Origin of the sequence: Flavobacterium psychrotolerans (assembly GCF_003097635.1) — a bacterium.
Classification (GTDB): Bacteria; Bacteroidota; Bacteroidia; order Flavobacteriales; family Flavobacteriaceae; genus Flavobacterium; species Flavobacterium psychrotolerans.
In genome coordinates, this window is the sequence record NZ_QCZI01000012.1 from 35,761 (window position 1) to 55,976 (window position 20,216).

The window sequence follows — 20,216 nt, forward strand, 5'->3', positions numbered from 1 at the left end:
TGGGACAAAATCCTAAATTTAAATTCTTTAATCCCGATCGAATTATGAAAAAAGATTTTTACGAAATATTAGGCATTACCAAAAATGCTAATGAAGCTGAAATTAAAAAGGCTTACAGGAAAAAAGCAATAGAATTTCATCCTGACAAAAATCCCGGAGATCCTGTTGCAGAGGAAAACTTCAAGAAAGCTGCCGAAGCGTATGAAATTTTGAGTGATCCTAACAAAAAAGCGAAGTATGACCAATACGGTCATCAGGCTTTTGATGGCAACGGCGGCGGTGGTTATGGCGGTCATGGCGGGATGAATATGGATGACATTTTTAGTCAGTTTGGAGATATTTTCGGAAGCGCATTTGGCGGCGGTGGCGGTTTCGGTGGCGGTGGCGGTCAGCGTCGAATGAAGGGGAGCAATCTTCGTATCAAAGTAAAATTGACATTGGAAGAAATTGCCAATGGCGTGGAGAAAAAAGTAAAGGTAAAACGTAAAGTTCAGGCGCAAGGGGTTTCTTATAAAACGTGTTCTACTTGTAATGGTCAAGGTCAGGTGATGCGCGTGACTAATACCATTTTAGGCAGAATGCAATCGGCTTCCACTTGTCCTACTTGTGGTGGATCGGGGCAAATTTTAGATAAAAAACCAGCAAATGCAGATTCACAAGGAATGATTTTAGAGGACGAAACGGTTTCTATAAAAATCCCGGCTGGAGTTGTTGACGGCATGCAACTTAAAGTGTCCAATAAAGGAAATGATGCTCCAGGAAACAGTATTCCAGGAGATTTAATCGTTGCTATTGAAGAATTAGAACATGATTTTTTGAAACGCGAAGGCGAGAATTTACATTACGATTTGTATATTAGTTTTGCAGAAGCCGTTCTCGGGATTTCAAAAGATATTGAGGCTGTAAACGGGAAAGTAAGAATAAAATTGGAAGAAGGAATTCAATCCGGAAAAATTCTGCGATTGAAAGGAAAAGGGATTCCTAATATTAATGGTTATGGAAATGGCGATTTATTAGTTCACGTAAATGTTTGGACGCCTAAAACATTAAATAAGGAACAAAAACAATTTTTCGAGAATAATCTGTCCGATGAAAATTTCATTCCTAATCCTGAAAAGAGTGACAAATCGTTTTTTGAGAAAGTCAAAGACATGTTCTCCTAAATTGGAAGCAGTATATTACATTTGAGTTTTTTCCGGAAACGGGTAATTCGTCTTTATGTAATTTTTTTTCCATCCTTACGCAAACAAGGGTGGTTTTTTGTTAATGAACGATTCAGAAGTAACCTAAATTTTAAAAATTTCATATACAAAAATATCAGGCCAATTCGTATTTTTGAAACACAGTTACCGCACTTTAATTTTAATCTTGCATGAAAATAGTTATTTCTCCAGCCAAATCTTTAGATTTTGAAACCCAATTGCCCATGCCAGAATTTTCTGAATCGCGCTTTATCAAAGAAAGTAAAATCATTAATAAAGAAATAAAACTAAAATCACCCAAAGAATTGTCAGAATTGATGTCAATTTCAGATAAATTGGCCGATTTAAATTGGCAACGTAATAAAGACTGGAAAACACCTTTTAATCCTGTAAATGCCCGTCCAGCTGTTTATGCTTTTGCAGGTGATGTATATGTTGGAATACAGGCGCAGACCATTCCGTTAGAGAAAATACCCATTCTTCAGGATCACTTGCGAATTTTATCGGGTTTGTATGGTTTGTTGAGGCCTTTGGATTTAATACAACCGTATAGACTGGAAATGGGTACTAAAATCGCTATTGGGAATTATAAAAATCTGTATGAGTTTTGGGGAAAAAAAATAACGGATTCTTTAAACAAGGAACTTAAAAAGGAGGAACTATTTATCAATTTGGCAAGCAACGAATATTTTTCGGCAATTGATGCTAAAAATTTGAAAGTTCCTGTAATCACTCCTAATTTTATGGACTATAAAGATGGTAAATTAAAAATAATAAGCTTTTATGCCAAGAAGGCCAGAGGGTTGATGGTGCGTTATATTATTGATACTAATGCAGAAACTCTAGATGATTTAAAAGGGTTTAATTATGAAGGTTATCAGTTTGACTCCAATTTATCAAGTGGGAATAAATTAGTTTTTACACGTTAATAGCAGATTGGTAATTTTTTTAACAGATTTTGAAAGTTTTGGGATTGTTTTAGAGCAACGTTTAAAGGGATGAATTGGTTGTAATTCTCAGCAATAATAAATTTTGTTGATGAATATTTCAACGGGACTTTCATTTGTTAGAGTAAAGACTATTATTCTTAACGCGATTTTTCTTTGTTAATAGTCGTGAAAAACACTTTTTATCCTCCTTTTATATTTTTTTGGAATTATATCATTTATTTTTGTTCCAATGAATTCATGAATTTTATTCAATAAATGTTTAATTAAGTCTTCTTTTTTGCGGTCACGTCTTCAGATAAGTTTTAAATTCACATATTCATACCAAATAAATTCAGTTAATTTTTGTCCCAACTAAATATAATTACTTATATTTGCAATAAGTATTTTTACTTAGTTTTTGAAATATATATGATACAAGTCGACCAAGCCTTATCGATTATTGCAGAGAATTGTTGCAAGATGCCTATCAGAAAAATTAAGGTAGCCAAATCACTTGGTTTTATTTTGGCGGAAACTATATTTTCTCCAATGGATATGCCACCTTTTCGACAGTCATCAATGGATGGATACGCATTTTTGCATAGTGAATTGCAACAGTTTGATGTGGTAAATACTTTACAAGCTGGTGGTTTTTTGAATAAGGAAATAAAGAAAAATCAGGCTGTCAGAATATTTACAGGAGCATTTGTTCCAGATCATCTGGATACAGTTGTTATGCAGGAACATACTACCGTTGAAAATAAAACGGTTGAAATTACCAAAATGCCATCCCGTTTTGCAAATGTGAGAAATAAAGGGGAGCAAATAAAAGAAAACGAACTGGTATTCGAAAAAAACACCTTGATAACTCCTGCGGCTATAGGTTTTTTAGCTTGTTTAGGAATTACGGAAATTAGGGTTTATGCCAAGCCAAAAGTGGCGATTGTAGTTACAGGTAACGAATTGGTAAAAGCTGGAAAAAAATTGCCTAGAGGGAAAATTTTCGAAAGTAATTCCATTATGCTTAATTCTTGTTTGCAGGGAGTGGGAATTAAGAAAATAGAAGCATTCCGAGTAAAAGATAATTTGAAAGCGACGGAAAAAATTTTGAAACACTGTCTCTCTGCTTTTGATGTTGTACTTGTTTCCGGCGGAATTTCGGTTGGGGATTATGATTTTGTTAAGGAAGCGCTTTTATCTAATGGCGTGGAAGAGTTGTTTTATAAAATCAATCAGAAACCCGGAAAGCCTTTGTTTTTTGGGAAAAAAGATAAAACCATAGTTTTTGCCTTGCCTGGAAATCCGGCTTCAACATTGACTAGTTTTTACATTTATGTTCATCCCGCACTAAAAATAAATATGGGATTTGAAGCGATTCATTTGCCGAAAATTAAACGTAAAATAAGTTCTGCAATAGAAAATACATCAGGGAAAACGTTATTTTTGAAAGGGTTTTACGATGACGAAAAAGTTTCGGTTTTAGAGAGCCAAAGTTCAGCCATGTTAAACACTTTTGCGGTTGCAAATGCCTTAATCTATTTGCCATATGATGTGGCAAATATTGAAAAAGACCTGGAAGTAATGGTTATACCACTTAATTAGATGCAGATGTCAATAATAAATACAGATTTTTTAATTTTATTTGGCGTATTATTAGCGGTAGTTGCGTTTTTGTACTCCAGCGTAGGACATGGGGGTGCTTCGGGTTATTTAGCGTTGATGGCGCTTTTTGCATTCCCTATTTCGGTGATGAAGCCTTCGGCCTTATTATTGAATTTATTTGTTTCGGCAATTTCTTTTTTCTTTTATTTTAAAAAAGATTTTTTCAAGCCCAGACTGTTTTATCCTTTTGCAATTACTTCGGTTCCAGGTGCTTTTATTGGAGGAATGATTCCTAATAATAGCTTTTACAAGATATTATTGGGAATGGTGTTGATTCTGGCGGCACTACGATTGTTCGGATTTTTTAATTCTAAAGAAAGAGAAACCACTAAAATAAATATTCCATTGGCTATGGGAATAGGTTTTGGAATCGGTTTATTATCCGGAATGCTAGGTATTGGTGGAGGTGTCATCCTGAGTCCGATACTTTTATTATTGGGTTGGGCGACGTTAAAAGAAACGGCTGCAATATCAAGTTTGTTTATCTTTGTCAATTCGGTTGCGGGACTTTCGGGTTATTTTATGGGAGACAAAACGTTTCCTACAGAAAGTTTTTATTTAGTTCCGGTAGCCATTCTTGGAGGGGTATTAGGAGCGTATTATGGTAGTGGCTATTTTTCCAATAAGGTGTTAAAATATGTATTAGCAACGGTAATTCTTTTGGCAAGTGTGAAGCTTATTGTTTAATTTTTTTAAAATAATAAAGCTATGATTGAAGTAGATGTTTCTAAATATAAGTATTTATGAATTAAATTTGAAATAATTAAATTATTTTTTATGCAAGTGTCAATTCTTTGTGGAGGAAAAAGCAGTCGAATGCAATCGGAAAAAGGTTTGGTATTGTATCAAAATAAACCCTTTATCGAGCATATTATTGAAGCGGTTTTGCCAATTTCGAGCAACATACAATTGGTTACCAACACGAATGATTATGACTATTTAGCTTACAAAAAAATAAAAGATATAGTGTTTGATAAAGGACCTTTGGGTGGTTTGTATTCGGCGCTGGTACATTCGACAACTAACATGAATTTGATATTGAGTTGTGATATTCCATTAATTTCAACCGAAATACTATTGGAATTAGTTGAAAAACACAATTCAAATTTTGATGTTTCCGTTTTTGAAGATTCGGAACGAATTCATCCTTTGGTAGGGATTTATTCAAAAGAAATATTGCCAATTTTGAAAAAGGCAATTGATTCAAGTGATTTAAAAATGATGCGTTTCATTTTAAAAGTAACCCATCAACTGATACCGATTGCAGGTAAAAAAAGAGAACTGTTTAAAAATATAAATTCTGTTACAGAGTTAAACGAATTGAATGCCAATTTATTCCAGTTAAAATGAAAAATTCAAATACGCCAAAATTGACGATTGTCGGTGCAGGTCCCGGGGATGTAGAGCTGATTACTTTAAAAGCAATTAAAGCATTGGAAAGCGCCGATGTTGTTCTATACGACGCACTTGTAAATGAAGAATTGTTGCAATATGCGACCCGTGCGGAAATCATTTTTGTTGGAAAACGTTTTGGGTGCCATTCTTATAGTCAAGATCAAATTAATGAATTGATTGTGTCGATGGCAAATCGTTTTGGTCACGTCGTTCGATTGAAAGGCGGAGATCCATTTGTTTTTGGAAGAGGAAGTGAAGAGATAGAATATGCCGAAACATTTGATTTGGAAACAGCTATTGTGCCTGGGATCTCATCTGCTTTAGGAGTGCCGGCATCTAACGGAATCAGTTTGACCCAGCGAGGAATTGCTGAGAGTTTTTGGGTAATTACCGGAACCACCTCAGATCATAAATTGTCTAAAGATGTGGCTTTGGCTTCACAATCATCCGCAACGGTAGTTATCTTGATGGGAATGAATAAATTGGATGAAATTATTTCTATTTATCAGAGCAACCGAACCGATGATTTGCCTGTTGCTATCATTCAAAATGGAACAAAAGACACGGAGAAAAAAGTGGAGGGCACGTTAAGTTCTATTAAGAAACTCGTGGAAGAGCAGCAACTCTCCTCTCCGGCAATTATTATAATTGGGGAAGTTGTCAAACACGCTTCAAAATTGACCAACTATTTTCAAGTGGAATTTTTAGAAGAGGAGTTTATTTTTCAAAACTTAAATTTAACGGCATGATTGCAGTAAAGTATTTTGGTATGATAGCTGAGAAAACAAAAACTGAAGGAGAGGAATTCTCTTTTTCAGGGATGCAATTAGTTGATTTATTATCGACATTAGAACAAAAATATCAATTGGGTCAGTTGTCTTTTAGTGTAGCAATCAATCAGAAAATAGTTCAGGACACAGCAGATTACAAATTGAAAAGTAATGATATTATTGCATTATTGCCACCGTTTGCCGGAGGATAAGGATTTCTGATTGAAGATTTTTGATTAACGATTTTTGATTTAAAAAAGTTTGGCATTCGGCAACAAAACGTTTGTTTTAAACATAAATTTATGAATACTACACGATATAACCGACAAATCATACTTCCAGAAGTGGGTGTTATTGGTCAACAAAAATTGCAACGAGCCAAAGTTTTAATCATTGGTGCAGGTGGATTAGGTGTGGCTGTTTTGCCTTATTTGACTGCGGCCGGTATAGGTGAAATTGGGATTATGGATGATGATAAGATCGATGTGACCAATTTGCACCGTCAAGTGATTTATAAAAGCAGTTCGGTGGGAAAAAGTAAAGTTCTTGAAGCGACAGCAATGGCTTTGGAACTAAATCCTTCAATAAAAATCAATGCAATTACCGAAAGGTTAAATCATAAAAATGCGATTTCGTTATTCGAACAGTATGATATTATAGTCGATGCTACCGATAATCTGAATACAAAATATTTGATTAATGATGCTTGTTGTGTAACAAACAAGCCTTTTGTTTACGGATCTATTTATAAATTTGAAGGACAGGTTTCCGTTTTTAATTATGAGGGTGGACCAACCTATCGTTGTTTATTTCCGGATGAAACGAGTGATTTTAGGGGTTGTAATGAGGCTGGAGTCTTGGGTATTTCAGTAGGAATTATTGGAATGTTTCAAGCAAATGAAGTTTTAAAAATTATTCTAGGAATAGGAGAGGTAATGTATGGTAAATTATTGGTTTATAATATTTTGAATAACGAACAACAAAAATTTGAATTTTCAAAATCAACTACCGTTACTATGGATAAGTTGAGTTTTGAAAAGAAATATGTTTTGTCTGAAAATCCTATTTTTGAAATCGCTGCCATTGTCGCTTTAAAGCAAATTAATAATCCTAAAGTGGTTTTTTTGGATGTTCGAAATTCCGATGAATATCCAAAAATGGCTATCCATAGCTGTGTCCAAATTCCATTAGATGAATTGGAAAAGGAATGGCATCGGTTGGACAGTACAGCAACGCTGTATGTTTTTTGTCAATCCGGAATTAGAAGTAAAAAGGCCGTTGAAATCCTTATGAAACATAATTTTGAGAATGTTAAGAGTATTGCGGGTGGTGCTAAAAAAATGGATAAAATAGGATATAACAAAACTGCTTCAGTTTCTAATAGCATAAATAATTAGCATGGGTAAGAAAACTGTTTTTATAGAGGGACCAATTCCTTCGGAATTTATAGGGCAGTCGATTGCCAAACACCAATCGAAAATGACTATTGGCGCGCACAATATTTTTTTGGGACAAGTCAGAGCCGATGAAATTGATGGCAATACAGTTGTTGCAATTGATTACACGGCTTATGAAGAAATGGCAAACGAAGCCATGGACGCCATTAGAGAGCGCGCTTTTGCTCAATTCGATTTGATTTGCATGCACATTTATCATAGTTTGGGCGTGGTTAAAGCAGGAGAGATCTGTTTGTTTGTCTTTGTTTCGGCAACCAGAAGAAAGCAAGTGTATGAAGCAACGGAAACGATTGTGAATTGGATTAAAACAGACGTACCTATTTTTGGTAAAGAAATATTTGAAAACAGTACTTTTACCTGGAAGAAAAATAGTTTGTAGTCTAAATGTCATAAAGTCGAAGGTTGAAAGTCTTTTTGAATACTATAAATAGAATAATCCAAACGAATTAAAAATAACAGTTTTATAGTTTCAAGAGGCTGACCTTGCAACTTTAGGTTTTAAAACTTTAGACACATAAAAATGGTCGATATCACACATAAAATAAGTACGCTCCGTACTGCAACAGCAAAAGCAACGGTAATTGTGAGTCTTCAAGCCACAATTGATGCCGTTGTAAATAATCTGGTTCCAAAAGGAAACGTACTTGAAATGGCTAAAACGGCAGGTTTATTTGCGGTGAAAAATACGCATTTATCCATTCCTGATTGCCATCCTATTCCAATTGAGTTTACATCGGTTGAATATGAAATCAACGAATTAAGTATTGATATTATCTTCAAAGTGAAAACGGTTTACAAAACCGGAGTTGAGGTCGAGGCGATGCACGGTGCTTCTATTGTGGCGCTTACGATGTATGATATGCTCAAACCTATTGACAAAAATATAGAGATTTCGACGATTAAATTAATCAGTAAAGAAGGCGGAAAATCGTCTTTCAAAAATAGATTTCCATCCGCCATTAAAGCGGCGGTTTTCGTTTGTTCCGATTCTATTTTTGCGGGAGATAAAGAAGATCGTTCGGGTAAAATAATTGTTGAAAAACTGGAAGGTTGCGGAGTCGAAACTACGCATTACGAAATAATTCCGGATGAAATTGATGTAATTCAAGAGCGAACTAAAGCTTTCGCAAAAGAAAATCAATTGATCATTTTTACCGGAGGAACCGGGCTTTCGCCAAGAGACGTTACACCGCAAGCATTGGAGCCATTATTAGAAACCCGAATTCTGGGAATTGAAGAAGCCATACGTAGTTATGGGCAACAGCGCATGCCGTATTCCATGCTTTCTAGAACAGTCGCAGGAACTTTAGGAAATTCGTTGGTATTGGCTTTGCCGGGTTCGACAAATGGCGCAAAGGAGTCTATGGATGCTGTATTTCCTCACGTGTTACATGTTTTTCATATTTTAAAGGGCAATAACCATGATGTCGAATAACACGCTTTTAACGGATGATTTTGGACGCAAACACAACTATTTGCGTATTTCTTTAATTGAGAAATGCAATTTGCGTTGCACTTATTGCATGCCTGCTGACGGAATTGTTCTAAGCCCTAAAACGTCCTTAATGAACGCTGAAGAAATTCATGCCATCGCCCAAACATTTGTCAATAATGGTGTTGATAAAATAAGACTTACCGGAGGAGAACCGTTGTTAAGAAAAGATTTTCCCGAGATTATAGCCAAACTGGCATCGCTGGGAACCGAAATCTCCATCACTACAAATGGAATTTTAATTGACAAACATATTGCGGTTTTAAAGGAGTTTAATGTAGCGAAAATCAATCTGAGTCTGGACACTTTGGTTCCTTCCAAATTTCAGACAATTACCTTACGAAATCAGTTCGAAAAGGTACTTGGTAATTTGTATTTATTATTAAATAATGACTTCAAAATCAAGATTAACGTGGTTTTGATTAAAGGGTTTAATGAAGTCGAAATTATTGATTTTATAAAGCTTACTGAATTTTTGCCGCTTTCCATCCGATTCATAGAATTCATGCCATTTGCAGGAAACGAGTGGGACAGAAGCAAAATGGTTTCACAAAAGGAGATTCTCGATCTGGTGCAACATCATTTCTCAGAATCCCATTTAGAGAAATTGGAAGACGATAAAAACTTTACGGCAAGGGAATTCAAAATAAAAAACTACTTGGGAAGTTTTGGTATTATCAGTTCCATTACCAACCCTTTTTGTGACGGATGCAACAGAATTCGCCTGACGGCCAATGGGAAAATAAAAAACTGTCTGTTCTCTAACTCCGAAACAGATTTGCTGACTCCTTTTAGAAATGGGGAATCAATAGACCAGTTGATTGCTTTTGCCATTAAAAATAAAAAGAAAGTTCGAGCGGGAATGACTACTATCGAGGAGGTAAATAATCCTGCTTTGAATCAAGATAACCGCAGCATGATTGCGATTGGGGGGTGATTTATTACAAATTATTTTGTCTTTAAATGGACTGAACTATATGCCAATTTTGTAAATAATATTATGAAAACTACAAAAAAATACAACAGCCTGACAATTCCAATATTTTTTGTATTAAATATAAGTTCTTGGATTTGTATTGGGCAAACTAATATTGATTCAATTAAATTTATTAAGCATGGAACAAGTTTCGGAATGTGTAGTGGATATTGTTTTAATGAAACAAAGTTTGAAAGTGGTTTGATAACTTCATACAGCAAATCGTGGGGAAAGGGTAAAAATAATGCAAATCCTGACAAAACAGACACTTTATTAATTGATAATAATAAGTGGAAAGTACTTGTTGAAAATGTAAATCTTATCGAATTCAATAAACTTCCAAACACAATTGGCTGCCCAGACTGTGCTGATGGAGGGGTAGAATGGATTGAAATAGGAACTAGTAAAAAAAAATATAAAGTAGAATTTGAATACGGAAAAGACATAGAAGTGCTTAATAAATTATTAGAATTATTAAGACATAAAAAATAACTTTTTTTTTAAATACGTAGCAAAACAGTCTTTTTAGATTCTATAGGAAATTAGTTTTTTTTAAAATTAATAACTAATAGTTACTGCAATTCTACCTTAACATTATACTGATTTTCACTCAAAATACTTTCTATAGATCCAAAAGTGGCAATGCTCCTTTGATATTCCTTCTCTTTTTTCAAAGCGATTTGTTTGACACAGTTTTGAAAACGCCCCACTTCCTTAAGATTAGTGAGAATTAATCCGGGAACAGCTGCTTTATTTCCTTCTTTATCCTTGGAAACCATCGTAAAATAGGAGGAATTACAATGTTTTATAATTCCCGTTTGGATATTTTCTGCCTCAACCCGAATGCCAACAATCATGGAGCTGCTTCCTACGTAATTTACAGATGCTTTCATGGTCACCAATTCGCCAACTTCAATAGGTTTTAAAAAATTAACGGTATCTACAGAGGCCGTTACGCAGTAATTTCCTGAAAATTTGGAAGCACAGGCAAAAGCGATTTGATCCAGTAATGATAAAATGTACCCACCGTGAATTTTTCCGCTAAAATTGGTATAGGAGGGAAGCATTAATTGAGAAATACAGACGTGTGATGAACTTACCGTTTTGAAATTTGGATTCATTTAGAGATACTTTTAGTTGTATTGAATTTACTGCTGAAAATTTTTTATAAAATGTCTATTTTTTGCCCTGTCAATGGTGTGAAATTTATTTTTGGAGATTCGCATAAGGAGCAGCAATAATCTTGCGGTAAATCCTTAAACAAAACCCCTTTTTCAATTCCTTGAATAATATCGCCGTATTCAGAATTGTATACCGTCAAACATTCGGGGCATTGGTGAATATCTTGTGCTGCTTTTTCTTTTTTTATGGAAGTTGTATTTACTTCAATAATTAAATTGCCTAAATCTTCAAAATACTTCCTGCTCAATTCAATCAAAATCGTTGGTAATTCGAGTTTGTCAACATCTTGGGTATGAACGATATATTCCTTGGTGTTTGGGTCAAAATTTTTGGCATACAACACGTTATAGGTATCCCTAATTTTGATGGATTCTAAGTCCTTTGGCAATTCATTTTTTTCGATTACTATTGAAGTGAAATAATGTCCCTCCCGATTGTAATCGGATATGCCAAAGGTAAGTCCGTATGTGCTAATGTCAAATTGATCCAGCGTTCGAACCAAAAAAGTTTTAAGATTTAAAGCCCATTCCATCGCAACCGGTAAATGCCAGTTGAGTTCTAAGAGGGAATGACGCACATTAATTCCTTTTTTTCCCAGGAATTTTTCCCAGTCCAGTTTTCGGTCTTTCGGAATCCCTTTTACAATAAAGGATTTCCATGGCGTAATACATATTTTACCAATTTTGCAATCAAAACATAAATCGCACATTTCTTTCAAAAATTCCAAGTCATAGAGGTTGTTTCTCCAGTATAATCCCAGCCAATATTGGTCAATTCCCAGTTTGTTCATTCCTTCGTAATAAGGGAAAGGGTAGAATGGAATGTTTAGGGGTTTGTCGATGGTACGATTGTTTGTGTCTAAAGCATCGCTGACCAATTGAAAAATCATATCAACAGAATCAGGTTCTTCAATTAGTATTTTTTCAATCTCTGAATAGACTTCAGCTATATTCCAACTGTAAATCAATACGGGATACAGTTCCATTTTGTCCCATTTTGGCAAACGGATATATAAAAACCAATAATCTTCATGTTCTGAAGCAATAAAGTTGATATGCCCCGTAAACAAAGGAACTAATTGTTGTTTTGGATCCGTTATATTTACTTTTAACTTTGGATGTTCTTTAAATTGCTCTAATATATATAAAAATTTATTTCCGGTAAGCCAAGGTGTGTTTCGGAAAATGTCCGTGGATACGTAGGAAGAAACGATGTTATTACCGCTTTTTTCATTGGGATAAACAAAATGATTTTTCCCTGTTTTAGTCTTGTCAATTGGGGTAAAGCCTTTAGGGAATATAATGTCTTGCCTAGAACCAAAAGAGATGGCATTTATCCCTTGCTCTAATCCCATATTTACAATTTCTCGCAATTCACCAGGTGAAATTACGCCTCCTTTTACTATTAATCTTGTCAATTCCATATTAGTTTCTTTTAAATTTTGAAACAGTTTATTTACATTTTGATAAAATTTCTTTCACTTCGGTTTTGCAACTTCCACAACCCAATCCAGCCCCCGTAGTTCTACATAATTCAGTAAAATTGGTTGTTCCGGCTTTTATGGCCTCTTCAATATTTCCGCGTCCTACTTGGCTGCAAGAACAAACGAGTTTTCCTAAAACGGGTTTGGCATTCGAACTTCCTCTTAGTAAAGTATTTCTTTTATCAGATAACTCTATCTTGCTTTCAATTAGTGTTTTAAATTCAGCAAACTCGTTTTTATCGCCCATCAGAATTGCACCTACCAACAAATCGTTTTTGACCACACATTTTTTATAATATCTTTTCCCCAAATCGGCAAACACGATTTCTTCATAGGAATCATCATTTTCCTGGATTTCAATTTCTCCGATACTACACAGATTGATATCTTCCAATTTCAGGATATTCATCAAAACGGAGCCTTTATAAAAGCTACTGATATCGCCGGCCATATAATTAGCTAATACGTCAGCTTGTTCTTCTGCCGCAGAGGTGATTCCGAACAATTGGTTGTTGAATTCGGCTATTTCTCCAATGGCAAAAACATTTGGTATTGACGATTGCAGGTACTGGTTTACTTTCACTCCACGTCCGCATGAAATTCCGGATTCTTTGGCTATTTCTATATTTGGAATTGTACCAATCGTATACACAATGGCATTGGCAGTGATAATTCGTCCACTTTTCAGGGCAATTTCTAGTTCATTCGGATTTTCTGTTTCGAATACCGTACTAACTTCGTTATCAAAATAAATTTGAATGTCTCGAAGTTGTACTTCTTCTGCCAGTAATTTACTGGAAATACGATCCAGTTGACGTTCCATTAACCGGGAGGCTCTTTGAATTATTGTTATTTTTACTTTTTTATGCTTTAGGGCTGCGGCCAATTCCAATCCTAATAATCCACCACCTACGATAACTACATGTTGTTCTTCTGCAACTAAATTAGTGCCGTCCAGATAGTTTTTCAATCGGTCTGCATCCTCTTTTTTCCGAATGGTGAATCGACCCGGTAAATGCAATTGCGCGTTTTCAGGAACAAAAGGTCGGCTTCCAGTAGCTAATATTAAGGAATCAAAAGCATGGATTGTACCTTCACTATCGACAATTGTGTTTTCTTTGGTGTTTACATTGTCTATTGAAACACCCGATTTCATAGTGATATTCAGCTTACTTAACGCCTCGTCTTTTATTTTCAAAAGCTGTTCCCAAGAAAGCTCCGCAGTTACGTATTCCGGTAATAAAACCCTGTTATAAAAAGGATTTTCCTCATTGGAAAACACAATAATTTCATCGGTAGTATTGATTTCCCGGTAGTTTTGTATGAATCGGAATGCAGCGGCACCGGCACCCACAACTGCTATTTTCTCGAAAGGTTTCACATATTTAGAGACGGAAACAGTGGTATATTTAAAATCGGGTTCTTTCGACACAGGGTCTACAAGAGTATTGGTTAAATTATTGGTTCGATTCAAATCGTTTTCCAATTGTTTTCCCCAGTGCATCGGCAAGAATAGAACACCTTCCCGAATTGTGTCGGATACTTTTGCTTTTACGCGAACAGTTCCGTTTTTGCTGGTTACGACAACAATATTGCCGTTATTTATTGATGCTTTATAAGCATCAATAGGATTTATTTCGAGCACCGGACTCGGGATATGCGTCATCAATCGGGATACTTTGCCCGTTTTAGTCATGGTATGCCATTGGTCCCTAATGCGCCCCGTGGTAAGGATATACGGAAATTGATTATTAGGTTGTTCCGAAGTATTTTCAATGGCCGTTGGGATGTTGAAAATCGCTTTTTGCGAAGGGGTATAGAATTTTTTATCGGCAAATAAACGGGGTGTTCCAGGGTGTCCGTAATCTGGAACCGGCCATTGAAAAGTACCTTCGTTTTTGAGTCGATTGTAATTTAAAAAGGAAATATCGATGGTGGTGTTTTTTGTCATCAAACAATATTCCTTATAAACATCTTCGGGAGTGTTGAAATTGAACCCGCTGAAATTCATTTTTTTCGCAAAACGAGTCAGAATTTCCACATCCGAAAGTGCTTCGCCTGGAGCATTTATGCCTTTCGGTAAATAAGAAATACGCCTTTCGGAATTGGTCATGGTTCCTTCTTTCTCCAGCCAACCAGCTGCGGGCAATAATAAATCGGCAAATTTTGACGTATCGGCATTATGAGAAATATCCTGAACCACAACGAATTTGGCATTTGCCAATGCTTTTTCAACCCTGCGGGAATCGGGTAAACTGACCAAAGGATTGGTGCAAATAATCCAAATTGCCTTCATTTTTCCGGATTCCAAAGCATCAAACATTTCCGTAGCCGTCAACCCAGGTTTTTCGGATATCTCATCCTCGATTCCCCAAAAATCAGCCACTTCCTTGCGATGAACCGGATTATTCAATTCTTTATGAACCGCCAGTAAATTGGCCATTCCACCCACTTCACGACCTCCCATGGCGTTGGGTTGTCCCGTTAGTGAAAAGGGACCTGAGCCCGGTTTCCCCACGTGTCCGGTTAATAAGGAAAGGTTGAGCAAGGCCGTATTTTTATCCACGCCAATGGCACTCTGATTAAGTCCCATTGCCCAAAGTGAAAGAAAACCTTTGGCTTTGCCTATCATGTCGGCTGCCAATTTGATGTCGTTTACGGATATTCCGCATAGTTTTGAGGCTTTCTCCAGCGAACTGGACATAACCAAGTCTTTATATAAGTTGAAATTTTCGGTGTGGTTTTTAATGAAATCATTGTCGGCATATCCTTTTTCGATCAACCTTTTGCCCAAGGCATGGTACAGAATAATGTCGGTACCCGGAACGATTTGTAAATGCAGATCAGCTGCTATTGCCGAATCGGTTCTTCTGGGATCGATTACGATAATTTTTACTTTCGAATTTTTCTCTTTGTGCTGTTCAATTCGACGAAAGAGAATAGGATGACACCAAGCAGGATTGGCTCCGGTTATCAAGAAAGTGTCCGCCAATTCGATGTCGTCATAAGCAATGGGTACGGAATCTTCTCCAAATGTTTTTTTGTAACCCGCCACCGCCGAACTCATGCACAAGCGGGAGTTGGTATCGATATTGTTGGTTTTTAGAAATCCTTTTACCAGTTTGTTTACGAGGTAATATTCTTCGGTTAGGCATTGTCCCGAGATGTAAAACCCTACGCTATCTGGCCCATGTTTTTTTATTATGGAAGAAAAAACAGCGGCTGCACGATCTAAAGCAGTATCCCAGCTCACCCTCTCTTTGGGATGGGATTTGCTCCAACGCATTTCAGGATAAAGTATTCTGTCGGAAGTGTCGTTCACAACATAATGAAGGTTCATGCCTTTAGAGCAGAGCATTCCTTTGTTCACCGGATGGTTTACATCTCCTTTTACGCTTACCCCGTTTTTAGGATCATTGGTTACTATAATTCCACATCCCACTCCACAATAGGAACACGTGGTTTTGATTTCTGATTTTTGCATTATTGATTGAATTTCTTTAGTAATAATGAAAGTCTTATACGGTAATCTGTTTTATCTAACGAAAGTGTAAAAATAAGTATTTTTACGTATAAATACGTATAAAACGAATATTATTTTATATTTTTGTTTAAAATAAATAATAAGAGCTGAATTATTTTGTGAACGTTTATAAATTTTCCCCATGAAAGAAGAAGTAGCAATTTGTAATGCCTGCTCAAATGTAAATTGTTTTATTAAAAAACACATTCATTTAGATCAAATGAAAGATTACATTGATAGAAAGCGCAGTTTTGGTTGTAAAAAATCGCAACAATTTATCATTGAGGGCGCACCAATTCAGGGGTTGTATTTTATTTATAAAGGAAAAGTCAAGACCGTTAAGACAGGAATCAACGGAAGGGAGCAAATCGTGAGATTCACTAAAGACGGGGATACTGTTGGTTTTAGGGGTTTTGGCGCAAGCAAAAGATACCTTATTGGCGCTTACGCTCTGGAAGATACCCTATTGTGTAATTTCAGCAACGAAGATATGTTAGACATCCTTCGAAATGTTCCTGAGATTACTTTTGATTTAATGTTATTTTATGCAGACGAGTTAAATAAAAGTGAAAATAAGATTAGAAAAATTGCCCAAATGAACGTGAGGGAAAGGGTAATTGATACCTTATTATATATTCACAAAAAATTTGGTCAAATTAACGGCATAATTGAACTTGATTTGTCCAGAAAGGAAATCGCCGATTTTGCAGGAACTACTGAAGAGCAAGTAATACGGGTCATTTCAAGCCTAAAAAAAGAATTGCTGATAAAATCCGTTGGCAAGAAAATAGGCTTAATTAATATAGACAAACTACAGTCCGAAATAAGGGAGCATAAGTATCTATAAACGGAATTCGATTCATCATATAATTCACATTGATAACAACCTGATTGTCACTAGTAATTAGGTTTTGTTTTAATTCTTTAATGGTTATCATTATTTTTTCAATGGATTTTATTAATTCTTGAATAGTTATCATTAATATTTTGATATTTACCATAAATACTTCAATGTTTTGGTTCTCAGCCAATTTTTACACTTCGTAACTTTTATAGAACACCATTTCATTCTTGTTGGTTAAGGTAATGGATTGATAAGACTGCAAAAATTGAAAAGCCAAAAGTCCCCCTGCAAAAAATAGGTATAAAAATAAGTAATTGCAAATACGTATTTGACGGTTGCATAGGCCAAGCCATACTTGGCTTTTGCTCTATTTCCTGCGAAAAAGCAGTAAATAAACTGTTAGAATAATCCTGTTTTGGGTATTAAAAGACTGTTTTTATCTGTTTTATCTCATAATTCTACGTAAAAATACTTACGTATATTTGTACCGAACCAATAAATCAAATAAAATGGAAAAGATTAAAACAACACTTTTAAATATTTTGGGTTTAGGAAAAATAGAAACCCAAAAAGTAAAAATTTCAAAATCACTAATTTGCGGCATAACCTTATCATTAATAAGTTATAACAATGCCAATGCGCAATTAACCGCCACTGGACAAATAAGAACCAGGACCGAAATGAGAGCGGGTCAGGGTACACTTCAAAAGCTAAGCGATAACCATGCACTATTCACTTCTCAAAGAAGCCGATTAAATTTAGGATTTACAGGTTACCGATTCAAAGTATTTACGGCATTGCAAGATGTTCGTGTTTGGGGACAAGATGCTTCTTCCATTAACAGAACAACCACAGAGGCAAATAACGGTGTGATGCTTCATGAAGCTTGGGCGGAAGTGATGTTAAATGACACGATTAGCAGTATTCAAAACCTGTCATTAAAGGTTGGGCGTCAGGAAATTGCCTACGATGACCAAAAAGTATTAGGGGGCTTAGACTGGTTGCAACAAGGCCGAAGACACGATGCGATTGTTTTAAAATTCGCCAATAAAGGATGGATTGCCGATGTTGGAGCCGCCTTTAACCAAAATAAGGAGCTGCCCGCGGGAACGGTTTATAATGGAATACCTACGGCTTATGGGGCGGGGACTAATGGCATTGGTACAATGTACAAATCGTTTCAATATGCTTATATAGACAAGAAATTCTTTTTTGGAGACCTGTCATTTCTGTACTTTAAGGATGATTTTAACAAATATACCAGCGTGACTTCCGGAGTACCTGCCGTGACGACTATTACCTCTGGTACTGGAGTTTGGAGCCGCAACACGACCGGAATTTACTTTAATACGACTATTAAAAGAAAATTAAACCTAACAGGAAGTGCATACTACCAAGGTGGGCATGATAAGGATGGAAGGTCTATAAAAGCCAATTTAGCATCTATAACTTCAACATTACAAGTGGGAAGAAAATTATTTGTAGGTCCCGGGGTTGATTATTTGTCCGGAGATGACGGAACAAAAACTGTTACGGCTTCGTCAGACAATAACCGCTTTGATCCACTTTATGGTACGCCACACAAGTTTTGGGGAGGTATGGATTATTTTTATGCCGCCAGCGGATTTGGAAAACAGGGTCTCTTGAACTATTTCTTTAAGGCAAAATATAATATGAAAGACAATTTGACTTTTTTATTAGAAGTTCATGGTTTTGAAGCAGCAAACAAGCTGTCTAATGGAACTGGAGGTACAAGAGATTCTTATTTAGGGACAGAATTAGACTTTATTGTAAAATACAATCTAACCAAAATGGTCAATTTTGAAGCAGGATATTCTATCATGAAAGCCACAAATTCAATGGCATCAGCGCAGGTGAAAAATGTTACAACTCCGGATTTAAGTCCACAATTTGCCTATGTGACATTAAACATCAAACCGAATTTCTTAGCTAAGAAATAATAACAATTAACTTCTACAAGATGAAAAATTTTAATACACAAATAAAAAGACTTTTAACAAGATCAATGTTAGCCTTGGTTACAATGCTCATTTCATTATCGGTAACAACAACCAATGCCCAGTCTAAAGAACCGATTAAGTTGGGATTTATTCCACTGACAGATTGTTCTCCTATAGTTATGGCAAAAGAATTGGGTTTGTTCAAAAAATATGGAGTTGATGTTGTAGTGACCAAAGAAACTTCATGGGCCAATGTTCGCGACAAGATTTTAACTGGAGAACTGGACGGGGCACACTGTTTGTATTCTATGCCATTCTCAGTATATACAGGGGTTGGCGGCAAAGCAGGATCAGAAATGATGATTGCCATGATGCTAAACGTAAACGGTCAGGCCATAACGCTTTCGAATGATTTTTGCGGAAAAGTAGGTTTTAAGCAAATGAATAAGGTAACTCCGGTTGTTGCGGCAAAATTAAAGGCAGAAAAAGAAGTAACCTTTGCCATGACATTCCCTGGGGGGACTCACGATTTGTGGTTGCGCAATTGGATGTCATTAGCGGGATTGAATCAAAGAGCAGTTAAAATCATTACGATTCCTCCTCCTCAAATGGTGGCCAACATGAAGGTTGGAAACATGGATGGCTATTGCGTAGGAGAACCATGGGGCGGTGTTGCCGTAAAACAAGGCATTGGTTTTACCCAAATTGCATCTCAAGACATCTGGAAAGACCATCCTGAAAAAGCATTAGTCGTAAACAAGGAATTCAGCAAGGAACGCAGAGAGGATCTTAAAAAAGTGATGAAAGCGATTATGGAAGCCTGTATTTGGCTTGACAGCCCTGCAAATCGGAAAAAAGCGGCTGCAATTATCGGAAAAGCACCTTACGTAAACGCTCCTGCCGATGTGATTGAAGCCCGATTGATGGGAGATTACAATTTGGGTTGCAACCAAGGGGTAGAAGTGTATGACAACGACTATATGTTGTTTCACAAAGGCGGAATGGTCAACTTTCCTCGAAAATCCTACGCCATTTGGGCAATGGCACAATATGTACGATTCGGATATTTGAAAGAAGCTCCCAATTACAAAGCGATTGCAGATAAATTGATTTTGGATGATTTGTATAAAGAAGTGGCTGCCAGCATGAAGGTAAAAGTGCCGAATGATGACATGAAACCGTTTTCTCTCACCATGGACAAAACCGTTTTTGACCCTTCAAATCCCGAAGCCTATTTAAAAGTCGTAAAAAGATAAAACGATTGAATTAAACAGCATTCTTATCCCTCTTTTTTGCAGGGAGGGATAATGAATGATTGCGTAACAAAAACATAATTAAAC

At 36.1% G+C, this 20,216-nt stretch carries 18 protein-coding genes; 15 read left to right on the plus strand and 3 right to left on the minus strand.

The window, feature by feature from the left end; translation table 11 throughout:
• Nucleotides 1-44 precede the first annotated feature (44 nt).
• The 12 genes from dnaJ to DB895_RS10215 all read left to right on the plus strand — a co-directional run bounded on the left by dnaJ (nucleotide 45) and on the right by DB895_RS10215 (nucleotide 10,375).
• The gene (gene dnaJ, locus DB895_RS10160; RefSeq protein WP_116725255.1) at nucleotides 45-1,163 is read left to right on the plus strand and encodes a molecular chaperone DnaJ; all 1,119 of its coding nucleotides are present in this window, start codon (nucleotides 45-47) and stop codon (nucleotides 1,161-1,163) included.
• Between the two features lie 209 nt (nucleotides 1,164-1,372).
• Nucleotides 1,373-2,131, plus strand: a complete 759-nt coding sequence (gene yaaA / locus DB895_RS10165; protein ID WP_116725256.1) for a peroxide stress protein YaaA — start codon at nucleotides 1,373-1,375, stop codon at nucleotides 2,129-2,131.
• 429 nt (nucleotides 2,132-2,560) lie between these two features.
• Complete coding sequence (locus DB895_RS10170) at nucleotides 2,561-3,733, plus strand: molybdopterin molybdotransferase MoeA (protein ID WP_116725257.1); 1,173 nt, start codon at nucleotides 2,561-2,563, stop codon at nucleotides 3,731-3,733.
• 6 nt (nucleotides 3,734-3,739) lie between these two features.
• The gene (locus tag DB895_RS10175; RefSeq protein ID WP_116725311.1) at nucleotides 3,740-4,480 is read left to right on the plus strand and encodes a sulfite exporter TauE/SafE family protein; all 741 of its coding nucleotides are present in this window, start codon (nucleotides 3,740-3,742) and stop codon (nucleotides 4,478-4,480) included.
• 90 nt (nucleotides 4,481-4,570) lie between these two features.
• On the plus strand, nucleotides 4,571-5,143 hold the full coding sequence (locus tag DB895_RS10180; protein ID WP_116725258.1) for a molybdenum cofactor guanylyltransferase: 573 nt from the start codon (nucleotides 4,571-4,573) through the stop codon (nucleotides 5,141-5,143).
• A complete protein-coding gene (gene cobA, locus DB895_RS10185; RefSeq protein ID WP_116725259.1) occupies nucleotides 5,140-5,937 on the plus strand; it encodes a uroporphyrinogen-III C-methyltransferase in 798 nt (265 codons plus the stop codon). The genes DB895_RS10180 and cobA overlap by 4 nt, the downstream gene beginning before the upstream one ends.
• On the plus strand, nucleotides 5,934-6,170 hold the full coding sequence (locus DB895_RS10190) for a MoaD/ThiS family protein (protein ID WP_116725260.1): 237 nt from the start codon (nucleotides 5,934-5,936) through the stop codon (nucleotides 6,168-6,170). The genes cobA and DB895_RS10190 overlap by 4 nt, the downstream gene beginning before the upstream one ends.
• Before the next feature lie 90 nt (nucleotides 6,171-6,260).
• Nucleotides 6,261-7,355, plus strand: coding sequence for a HesA/MoeB/ThiF family protein (locus DB895_RS10195; protein WP_116725261.1), 1,095 nt, complete (start codon nucleotides 6,261-6,263; stop codon nucleotides 7,353-7,355).
• Nucleotide 7,356: 1 nt separating this feature from the next.
• Entirely contained in the window at nucleotides 7,357-7,794 is a 438-nt protein-coding gene (locus tag DB895_RS10200) for a molybdenum cofactor biosynthesis protein MoaE (protein WP_116725262.1), read from the plus strand.
• Nucleotides 7,795-7,935: 141 nt separating this feature from the next.
• Nucleotides 7,936-8,850: a bifunctional molybdenum cofactor biosynthesis protein MoaC/MoaB gene (gene moaCB, locus DB895_RS10205; protein ID WP_116725263.1), complete on the plus strand. Its 915-nt coding sequence runs from the start codon at nucleotides 7,936-7,938 to the stop codon at nucleotides 8,848-8,850.
• The gene (gene moaA, locus DB895_RS10210) at nucleotides 8,837-9,844 is read left to right on the plus strand and encodes a GTP 3',8-cyclase MoaA (RefSeq protein ID WP_116725264.1); all 1,008 of its coding nucleotides are present in this window, start codon (nucleotides 8,837-8,839) and stop codon (nucleotides 9,842-9,844) included. Before moaCB ends, moaA begins: the two co-directional genes overlap by 14 nt.
• A 63-nt stretch (nucleotides 9,845-9,907) precedes the next feature.
• Nucleotides 9,908-10,375 carry a hypothetical protein gene (locus tag DB895_RS10215; protein ID WP_116725265.1) on the plus strand — a complete coding sequence of 156 codons (468 nt, stop codon included), beginning with the start codon at nucleotides 9,908-9,910 and terminating at the stop codon, nucleotides 10,373-10,375.
• An 80-nt stretch (nucleotides 10,376-10,455) separates the two neighbouring features.
• Here DB895_RS10215 and DB895_RS10220 read toward each other — a convergent pair whose 3' ends face one another.
• The 3 genes from DB895_RS10220 to DB895_RS10230 are packed head-to-tail and all read right to left on the minus strand — an operon-like array spanning nucleotide 10,456 to nucleotide 16,032.
• The gene (locus DB895_RS10220; protein WP_116725266.1) at nucleotides 10,456-11,004 is read right to left on the minus strand and encodes an acyl-CoA thioesterase; all 549 of its coding nucleotides are present in this window, start codon (nucleotides 11,002-11,004) and stop codon (nucleotides 10,456-10,458) included.
• Nucleotides 11,005-11,048: 44 nt separating this feature from the next.
• Nucleotides 11,049-12,488 carry a rubredoxin gene (locus tag DB895_RS10225; protein ID WP_116725267.1) on the minus strand — a complete coding sequence of 480 codons (1,440 nt, stop codon included), beginning with the start codon at nucleotides 12,486-12,488 and terminating at the stop codon, nucleotides 11,049-11,051.
• 28 nt (nucleotides 12,489-12,516) lie between these two features.
• A complete protein-coding gene (locus DB895_RS10230) occupies nucleotides 12,517-16,032 on the minus strand; it encodes a nitrate reductase (protein ID WP_116725268.1) in 3,516 nt (1,171 codons plus the stop codon).
• Nucleotides 16,033-16,213: 181 nt separating this feature from the next.
• On the opposite strand from DB895_RS10230, the gene DB895_RS10235 reads away from it, so the two are divergent.
• The 3 genes from DB895_RS10235 to DB895_RS10245 all read left to right on the plus strand — a co-directional run bounded on the left by DB895_RS10235 (nucleotide 16,214) and on the right by DB895_RS10245 (nucleotide 20,132).
• Nucleotides 16,214-16,918, plus strand: coding sequence for a Crp/Fnr family transcriptional regulator (locus tag DB895_RS10235; RefSeq protein ID WP_116725269.1), 705 nt, complete (start codon nucleotides 16,214-16,216; stop codon nucleotides 16,916-16,918).
• Between the two features lie 506 nt (nucleotides 16,919-17,424).
• Nucleotides 17,425-18,876 carry an alginate export family protein gene (locus tag DB895_RS10240; RefSeq protein ID WP_116725270.1) on the plus strand — a complete coding sequence of 484 codons (1,452 nt, stop codon included), beginning with the start codon at nucleotides 17,425-17,427 and terminating at the stop codon, nucleotides 18,874-18,876.
• 20 nt (nucleotides 18,877-18,896) lie between these two features.
• Nucleotides 18,897-20,132 (plus strand): CmpA/NrtA family ABC transporter substrate-binding protein, encoded by a 1,236-nt coding sequence (locus tag DB895_RS10245; protein ID WP_116725271.1) that lies wholly within the window; start codon nucleotides 18,897-18,899, stop codon nucleotides 20,130-20,132.
• The last annotated feature ends 84 nt before the right edge of the window (nucleotides 20,133-20,216 follow it).

Excerpts from the sequence above, each read along its gene's own strand:
- cobA (WP_116725259.1), top strand. The coding sequence starts at position 5,140 with ATGAAAAATTCAAATACGCCAAAATTGACGATTGTCGGTGCAGGTCCC.
- moaCB (WP_116725263.1), top strand. The coding sequence starts at position 7,936 with ATGGTCGATATCACACATAAAATAAGTACGCTCCGTACTGCAACAGCA.
- DB895_RS10235 (WP_116725269.1), top strand. The coding sequence starts at position 16,214 with ATGAAAGAAGAAGTAGCAATTTGTAATGCCTGCTCAAATGTAAATTGT.
- DB895_RS10245 (WP_116725271.1), top strand. The coding sequence starts at position 18,897 with ATGAAAAATTTTAATACACAAATAAAAAGACTTTTAACAAGATCAATG.
- DB895_RS10180 (WP_116725258.1), top strand. The coding sequence starts at position 4,571 with ATGCAAGTGTCAATTCTTTGTGGAGGAAAAAGCAGTCGAATGCAATCG.
- DB895_RS10170 (WP_116725257.1), top strand. The coding sequence starts at position 2,561 with ATGATACAAGTCGACCAAGCCTTATCGATTATTGCAGAGAATTGTTGC.
- DB895_RS10230 (WP_116725268.1), bottom strand. The coding sequence starts at position 16,032 with ATGCAAAAATCAGAAATCAAAACCACGTGTTCCTATTGTGGAGTGGGA.
- dnaJ (WP_116725255.1), top strand. The coding sequence starts at position 45 with ATGAAAAAAGATTTTTACGAAATATTAGGCATTACCAAAAATGCTAAT.
- DB895_RS10225 (WP_116725267.1), bottom strand. The coding sequence starts at position 12,488 with ATGGAATTGACAAGATTAATAGTAAAAGGAGGCGTAATTTCACCTGGT.
- DB895_RS10220 (WP_116725266.1), bottom strand. The coding sequence starts at position 11,004 with ATGAATCCAAATTTCAAAACGGTAAGTTCATCACACGTCTGTATTTCT.
- DB895_RS10215 (WP_116725265.1), top strand. The coding sequence starts at position 9,908 with ATGAAAACTACAAAAAAATACAACAGCCTGACAATTCCAATATTTTTT.
- yaaA (WP_116725256.1), top strand. The coding sequence starts at position 1,373 with ATGAAAATAGTTATTTCTCCAGCCAAATCTTTAGATTTTGAAACCCAA.
- DB895_RS10195 (WP_116725261.1), top strand. The coding sequence starts at position 6,261 with ATGAATACTACACGATATAACCGACAAATCATACTTCCAGAAGTGGGT.
- DB895_RS10175 (WP_116725311.1), top strand. The coding sequence starts at position 3,740 with ATGTCAATAATAAATACAGATTTTTTAATTTTATTTGGCGTATTATTA.
- DB895_RS10240 (WP_116725270.1), top strand. The coding sequence starts at position 17,425 with ATGGAAAAGATTAAAACAACACTTTTAAATATTTTGGGTTTAGGAAAA.
- moaA (WP_116725264.1), top strand. The coding sequence starts at position 8,837 with ATGATGTCGAATAACACGCTTTTAACGGATGATTTTGGACGCAAACAC.
- DB895_RS10190 (WP_116725260.1), top strand. The coding sequence starts at position 5,934 with ATGATTGCAGTAAAGTATTTTGGTATGATAGCTGAGAAAACAAAAACT.
- DB895_RS10200 (WP_116725262.1), top strand. The coding sequence starts at position 7,357 with ATGGGTAAGAAAACTGTTTTTATAGAGGGACCAATTCCTTCGGAATTT.